The 501-nt window shown below is 59.5% G+C and carries 1 protein-coding gene; it reads left to right on the top strand.

Annotation, left to right across the window (positions count from 1 at the left end; all coding sequences use genetic code 11):
- Positions 1–48 precede the first annotated feature (48 nt).
- A partial coding sequence (locus EII35_RS15610; RefSeq protein ID WP_148098978.1) for a hypothetical protein occupies positions 49–501 on the top strand: 453 nt, incomplete at its 3' end.

Consider the following 501-nt stretch of genomic DNA (forward strand, 5'->3'; position numbering starts at 1 on the left):
CATTGGGCAGCTGTCTTTTGTCGTCCATGTAGCAATGAGGTGTGTGGCGTGACTGATCCGATGCACGGTATTGAGGAGGATGTTCCTTTCAGTCATGATCACGCTTATACGTTGATTTATGCGTGTTTTGATGCGGCGGAGACGATTCGGGGTCAGGTTGGTTCCAGGAATCTTTGGAAGTTGCATGCGTTGAAGGATTTCGCGGGGTATGATGCTGATCTTTTTGAGAGGAATGGTGAGGTTCAGGCGTCGGATGCCTCGCTCTTGGTGACGCGTTTGGAGGAGGTGGCGACCGCGACCGGGGATTTGAAGGCCGCGGCGAAGGCGGAGCAGGAGCGTCGGGAGACGGCGAGGGCGTGGAAGCGGCGTCAGGAGGAGCGTGGCTGGTGGGGGGATGTTGCTGCTTTCGTGTGGGGTCAGGAGGAGGCGCCGGTTGGTCCGCCGGATCCGGAGCCTCGGTTGGAGGTGTCGCCTCCGCCGGTGCGTGAGCGTCCTTCGTTG

It is taken from the genome of Arachnia propionica (assembly GCF_003932785.1).
In the GTDB taxonomy this organism is placed as follows: Bacteria; Actinomycetota; Actinomycetes; order Propionibacteriales; family Propionibacteriaceae; genus Arachnia; species Arachnia propionica_B.